Here is a 6,088-nt window from a genome sequence, read left to right on the forward strand (position 1 = left end):
GACTCTAAAAAAAGCCCCGGTCAGACCTGGCCGGGGCATTTTGGTTAGCGTGTACTCACTTGGGGAACCTCGTCCTTGGGCACCCTCCAGCTCAGCAACTGTTGCTTGTAGCCATAACTGGCGCCCTGGTAGTAGGTGATGGCCCGCTGGATCAACGGGTCATCGCTGCCAACGCGGATTTCGTGGCTGTCGCCCAGGGCCTGGTCATGCCGACGCAAGCCTTGGCGCGGGCTGAGAATCGCCAGGTCCTTGCCGTCGAACAACCCCAGGTACTGGTAATTGCCGACCACTACCCGTGGCGGCAGCGGGTTGTCTTGCAGCAGGTTGCGGCCAAAGAACGTCGACTCGTAGCTCAGGTTCAGCAAGCCCAGCAGGGTCGGGGCGAGGTCGATCTGGCTGGCCAGCTTCGCGTTCTCGCCGGCGTCTACCAGCTTGGGTGCGTAGATGAACAGCGGGATCTGGTAGTTGACCATCGGCAGGTCTTCCTTGCCGGCGCTGCCCGCCGTGTGGTCGGCGACGAAAATAAAGATCGTGTTGTCGAACCAGGGTTTCTGGCGCGCCGCCTCCAGGAACTGGCCGATGGCATGGTCGGTGTACTTCACCGCGCCGTCGCGACCGTCACCGGATTTGATATCAATGCGGCCAGCCGGGTAGGTATACGGACGGTGGTTGGAGGTGGTCATCAGTTGCAGCAGGAATGGTTGCTGCTTGGCGTAGTCGGCGTCCGCCAGTTTCAGCGTCTGTTTATAGAGGTCTTCGTCGGCCATGCCCCAGGCGTTTTTAAAGCTGATTTCGGATTCGGGCACGCTGCTCTGGTCGACCACGCGGTAACCGTTGCCGCTGAAAAACGCGTTCATGTTGTCGAAGTAGCCCCGGCCGCCGTAGACAAACACGCTGTCGTAGCCGATGGCGTTGAGCTGCTGGCCGAGGCTGCCGAAACCGCTTTCCCGGCCGATACGCTTGACGATGGAACGCCCGGGCGTCGGCGGGATGGCCAGGGTGATGGCTTCCAGGCCGCGGTCGGTGCGAGTGCCGGTGGCGTAGAAGTTATTGAAGTACAGGCTCTGTTTGCGCAGCGCATCGAGGTTGGGCGTGAGGTTATTCGGGTCGCCGTTGCTGCCCATGTACTTGGCACTGAAGCTTTCGATGGTCACCAGCACGATGTTGGGTTTGCGCAGCGTGCCCGGGTTGGTAATGGCGCGACGGATATCCAGCGGATCCGTGCCGATAAACCGTGCGTTGGGCTCGCTGAGTTCGGCGCGCAAGTGCTTGGCGACTACATCCGCCGGCAGGCTCTTGTAGAACTGGGTGTAGTCCAGTTCGTTGTTACGGAAGGCGGCGAAGAACTGATAGGGGCCGTTGCTGGCCAATTCGTTGTTGTAGGCGTTACCGCCCTGGCTGCGCGGGCTGTCCTGGTTGATCAGTTGCAGGCTCAGGCCGGCCACCAGCAACAGGCCAAGGGCACTGAGCAGACGCTTGCGCATAGCAGGCAACGGCGCGTCCATGGCCGCGTTGAACGGTTTACGCAAGACCACGCTCAAGACGATCGCCATCACGGCCAGCAGGCTCAGCAGCTTGCCGATCGGGTACGACTCCAGCAGGTTGTTCAGCACTTCCTTGGAGTAGACCAGGTAATCCACGGCAATAAAGTTGAAGCGCACGCCGAACTCGTCCCAGAACAGCCATTCGGCCACGCTGGTGAAAAGCATGGCGAACAGGCTGACGGTGAGTACCGCCTGCAGGAACCAGCGATGGCCGCGACGGCGCCACAAGCCTGGCGGGCACAGCAGCAAATACAGGCCCAGGGGAAGGGCGGCATAGGCGAGGAAGCCGAGGTCATACAGCAGCCCTACGCCGAATACCGGCAGCAGGTTGCCGCTCACCTCATCCAGATGGGTTACCAGCAGCACGCTGCGGGTCAGTAGAAAAACCACCAGCCAGGCACCGGTCACCAACAGCAAATAGCGCATTGGCGCCGTTTTTGGAAAACCCATGTCAACGTTCCTTATTTTCGATGGGCGCGATCTTCGCGCTGACACTGTAGTCAGCTTGTGAACCTATAGTGAAAAACTCGTTAAGTTCCCCAATCGGTTGAAAACAGTAATCGGCGCGGCCTTCAGGCCTAGCCGTGAGCCATACTTGGCCTTAAGCTGCGCGAGCCAACACGGCCGTTACCGCGTACGGAGACACTGCCCATGCGAATTTTATTGGTTGAAGACAACCGCGATATTCTGGCCAACCTGGCCGATTACCTGGGGCTGAAGGGCTACACCGTAGACTGTGCGCAGGACGGTTTGTCGGGCCTGCACCTGGCTGCCACCGAACATTACGACCTGATCGTGCTCGACATCATGCTGCCTGGCATTGATGGCTACACCCTGTGCAAACGCCTGCGTGAAGACGCGCGCCGCGACACGCCGGTGATCATGCTCACTGCGCGCGACCAACTGGATGACCGGCTGCAGGGCTTCAAGTCCGGCGCTGATGACTATCTGCTCAAGCCGTTTGCGCTGTCGGAGCTGGCCGCGCGTATCGAAGCGGTGCTGCGTCGTGCCCAGGGTGGCGGGCGCCGTGCCTTGCAAGTGGGTGACCTGAACTACGACCTCGACACCCTGGAAGTCACCCGCGAAGGGCGCCTGCTCAAGCTCAACCCGGTCGGCCTGAAGCTGTTGGCGGTGCTGATGCAGAAAAGCCCGCATGTATTGCGCCGTGAGATTCTCGAAGAAGCCCTGTGGGGCGATGACTGCCCGGACAGCGACAGCCTGCGCAGCCATGTCCATCAACTGCGTCAGGTGATTGATAAACCCTTCGCCAAGCCGTTGCTGCAAACGGTGCACGGTGTGGGTTATCGCCTGGCCGAGGGTCGTGATGGAGTTTAAGCAAAGCCTTGCCCAGCGGATCATCATCGCCTTCGCCTTGATGAGCGCGCTGGTGGCGGGGGCCTTCGCCATGGGTATCGTCGCTACGGTGCACCTGGTGGAAGAAAAACTCATATCGGCAGGCCTGGGCGGTGACTTGCAACGGCTGCTGCTGATGGACAGCGTCGAGGACTGGAGCCATCGCCCCGAGCCCGACCAGTTGTTCTACTTCAGCGGCGGCCCTGGCGATTTTGAACTGCCCAAGGACTTGCGCCACCTCGACGCCGGTTTTCACGAGGTGTTCCGCGAACAGCTTTCCTACCACGCAATGGTCGAAATCGTTGACGGTCGCCGTTATGTCCTGCTGCAAGACCAGAGCGATTTTGAAGAACGCGAGCGCGTGCTGTTTGCTGTCGTGCTGGTGGGGTTTGTACTCAGCCTGGCGCTGGCGGTATTTCTCGGTTGGGTACTGGCGCGCAAGGTAATGGCGCCGGTCGTACGCCTGGCCCGCCAGGTGCGGCACCGCGACCAGTTACTCGGCCTGGCACCACCGCTGGCGCCGGATTACGCCGCGGATGAAGTCGGCGAATTGGCCGTGGCGTTCGACGCCACCCTGGGCCGTTTGCGCCAGGCATTGTCCCGGGAGCAACTGTTTACCAGTGACGTGAGCCACGAATTGCGCACCCCGCTGATGGTGCTCGCCAGCTCCTGCGAACTGTTGCTGGAGAACCCCGCGATTGACCAGCGCGGCCGCAAGCAGGTCGAGCGCATTGCGCGGGCCTGTGAAGAAATGCGCGAACTGGTGCAGACCTTCCTGATGCTGGCCCGTGCCCAGCGCGAGGAGGCCGGCATGTCGCCCCAGGCCAACTTGGCCCAGGTGGCCGAGGACTTGCTGGGGATCTGGCGTGAGCCGATCGAGCGCAAAGGCCTTGAGCTGATCTATCAACCGGGCAATCCACTGGATACCCGCTACAACGCGACCTTCCTGCACGCGGTCATGGGCAACCTGTTGCGTAATGCCCTGCACTACACCGAGCATGGCTTGATCCGCCTTACCCTGGAACCGAGCGGTTTTGTGGTGGAAGACACTGGCGTGGGCATTCCCGAGGACAAGCGCGAAGCGATGTTCGAACCGTTTGTGCGTGGCAGTGAAAAGCGCGGTGAAGGCCTTGGCCTGGGTTTGTCCTTGGTTCAGCGCATCTGCGAGAACCAGGGTTGGAGCGTCAGCCTCAGCACCATGGAGCCCAACGGCTGCCGCTTTCACGTCGAATTGAGTCAGGTCAAAGCCTGATGGCTGCCCTGCCGCTAAGCTGCGGCAGACTTCCTGATTTTCGCCGAAGATGGCATCATGCCACGACTTGTGTCTGCAAAGTTTTGTAATGTATACGATTCGACAGGACAAGTTTTTCACAACGTGTTGACCTGTTGATCACAGGATTCTTTTTAAGGTTGTAGGCATCAGTAACTGGAGACCCGGTGATGCCTACCCCGATCAAGCTCGAATTTTCCGAAAAGTACGACGATCAGCACGCGCAGAATTATTTACTCAAACACCAGGACAATCTGGCTCGCCGGTTGTCCCACAAACGCGACGAGCAATTGGCCCGTGGTGCGCTGGCCATGGCCGGTGAGCCTGGCCTGGTGCTGGACCTGCCATGTGGTGCCGGGCGTTTCTGGCCGTTGCTGGCAGAAAAGCCCAACCGCGTGATCATCGGCGCCGACAACTCCGCGTCGATGTTGAAGATTGCCACCGTCGCCCAACCGGCGGATGTGGTGAAACGGGTACGCCCCTTGCAAACGTCTGCCTTTGATATCGATTTGCCAGATAACGCGGTCGACAGTATTTTCTGCATGCGCTTGATGCACCACATTGGTGACCCCGAGCACAGGCTGGCAATACTGCGCGAATTTCAGCGTGTTACCCGTGACAGCGTGATTATCTCGCTGTGGGTGGACGGCAACTTCAAGGCGTGGAAACGCAAGCGTACCGAAGTGCGCCGTCGCAACAAAGGTGAGCAGGAAGGTTACCAAAATCGGTTCGTGTTACCGGCTGCTACTGTTGAGGCAGAGTTTGAGCAGGCCGGTTTCCGTGTTCAGGAATCTCTGGACTTCATACCGCTCTACGCCATGTGGCGAGTGTATGTATTGCGCAAGAGGTAACAGGATGGCTGTCGAGTGTTTACCAGGTAGTGAAGTAGCTCCCGAAGAGCGATTTGATTATTTCTGGCGCCAGCAGGGCGAGTGGGTCGAAGAGCCCAATCGTCGTCGCGGCGGTGAAAGTGGTGTGCAACGGGTAACGGGGACCAATGGGCGTTTGCTCTATAGCAAGCGCCAGACGGGCCATATCTACCGCAGTTGGCTCCATCCGTTTGGGCGCCCCACTGTGTTGCGTGAGCGTGACGCCCTGAAGGGCCTGCGCTTGCTGGATGTACGCGTGCCGGAGTTGGTGTTCTGCGAGGCCCGTCGCGATCCTGAGCACCAATGGAAGGCGTTGTTGGTGACGGCGTCGCTGGACGGTTTCGACGAGATTGAAAACTGGTACGCCGCCGGTGGTCGTGAGCAGTATGGCGAGTTGGTGCATGAGCGTTTGCTCAAGGAACTGGCTGGTACGTTGGCGCGGATGCACAAGGGGCGTTGGCAGCATGGTTGCCTGTATATCAAGCATATCTTTGTGCGGGTGACGGGTGAGGGTGACGCGGCGAAGGTTGAGGTGGCGTTGCTGGATTTCGAGAAGTGCCGGCAGCGCTTGACCGCTTTGCGGGCGGCCCGGCATGACATGTTGCAGTTGCGCCGCCATTCGTCGTGGAATGCTACGGACTGGCAAAAACTGAGCTACTTTTACGAGACGGCGTTTGGCAGCGCTATCAAGGGTTTAACGTAATGAAGCTAGAAATTGCACGAGGTTTGTTTCTGTTGGGGGCGTTGGGCATAGCTGCCCTGGCCCTGGCTGCCTGGGAGCAGCCCCGGACACAAGTTCTCAGTGCGGTGCAGGGTGTCGGGCAGCAATGCCCGATGCCGCGGATCGCCAAGGTCGGTGTCGCGGCCAAGCCTGATCATGAGTTGTTGTTGTTCATGTTTGGGATGTCCCAAGGGATGAGGCCACAGAGTTGAAGAGATTGAAGCCCAAATAAAAGGCCTCGCTAGTTCGAGGCCTTTTATTTGGGCTTGGGTTTTGGGTTGGTTGGTTGGTTGGTTGGTTGGTTGATCGAGTACATATCCGTTGCTGCGGT

At 59.5% G+C, this 6,088-nt stretch carries 6 protein-coding genes; 5 read left to right on the forward strand and 1 reads right to left on the reverse strand.

Annotated features, from left to right (window positions below; all coding sequences use genetic code 11):
* Positions 1 to 44: 44 nt before the first annotated feature.
* Complete coding sequence (locus HX815_RS23355) at positions 45 to 1,994, reverse strand: LTA synthase family protein (protein ID WP_177028959.1); 1,950 nt, start codon at positions 1,992 to 1,994, stop codon at positions 45 to 47.
* A 201-nt stretch (positions 1,995 to 2,195) separates the two neighbouring features.
* Here HX815_RS23355 and colR point away from each other — a divergent pair, with 201 nt between their 5' ends.
* The 5 genes from colR (at position 2,196) to HX815_RS23380 (ending at position 5,969) form a co-directional block, all read left to right on the forward strand.
* A complete protein-coding gene (gene colR, locus HX815_RS23360) occupies positions 2,196 to 2,879 on the forward strand; it encodes a two-component system response regulator ColR (protein ID WP_003208587.1) in 684 nt (227 codons plus the stop codon).
* Positions 2,869 to 4,149: a HAMP domain-containing sensor histidine kinase gene (locus HX815_RS23365; RefSeq protein WP_008433601.1), complete on the forward strand. Its 1,281-nt coding sequence runs from the start codon at positions 2,869 to 2,871 to the stop codon at positions 4,147 to 4,149. The genes colR and HX815_RS23365 overlap by 11 nt, the downstream gene beginning before the upstream one ends.
* 188 nt (positions 4,150 to 4,337) lie before the next feature.
* On the forward strand, positions 4,338 to 5,018 hold the full coding sequence (locus HX815_RS23370; RefSeq protein WP_177028960.1) for a class I SAM-dependent methyltransferase: 681 nt from the start codon (positions 4,338 to 4,340) through the stop codon (positions 5,016 to 5,018).
* A 4-nt stretch (positions 5,019 to 5,022) separates the two neighbouring features.
* Entirely contained in the window at positions 5,023 to 5,739 is a 717-nt protein-coding gene (locus HX815_RS23375) for a lipopolysaccharide kinase InaA family protein (RefSeq protein WP_023659223.1), read from the forward strand.
* A complete protein-coding gene (locus HX815_RS23380; RefSeq protein WP_008433604.1) occupies positions 5,739 to 5,969 on the forward strand; it encodes a hypothetical protein in 231 nt (76 codons plus the stop codon). The genes HX815_RS23375 and HX815_RS23380 overlap by 1 nt, the downstream gene beginning before the upstream one ends.
* The last annotated feature ends 119 nt before the right edge of the window (positions 5,970 to 6,088 follow it).

This window comes from Pseudomonas sp. E6002 (assembly GCF_013385565.1).
In the GTDB taxonomy this organism is placed as follows: Bacteria; Pseudomonadota; Gammaproteobacteria; order Pseudomonadales; family Pseudomonadaceae; genus Aquipseudomonas.

Coding starts and splice junctions, on each gene's coding strand:
- HX815_RS23375 (WP_023659223.1), top strand. CDS start 5,023: ATGGCTGTCGAGTGTTTACCAGGTAGTGAAGTAGCTCCCGAAGAGCGA.
- HX815_RS23380 (WP_008433604.1), top strand. CDS start 5,739: ATGAAGCTAGAAATTGCACGAGGTTTGTTTCTGTTGGGGGCGTTGGGC.
- HX815_RS23365 (WP_008433601.1), top strand. CDS start 2,869: ATGGAGTTTAAGCAAAGCCTTGCCCAGCGGATCATCATCGCCTTCGCC.
- HX815_RS23355 (WP_177028959.1), bottom strand. CDS start 1,994: ATGGGTTTTCCAAAAACGGCGCCAATGCGCTATTTGCTGTTGGTGACC.
- HX815_RS23370 (WP_177028960.1), top strand. CDS start 4,338: ATGCCTACCCCGATCAAGCTCGAATTTTCCGAAAAGTACGACGATCAG.
- colR (WP_003208587.1), top strand. CDS start 2,196: ATGCGAATTTTATTGGTTGAAGACAACCGCGATATTCTGGCCAACCTG.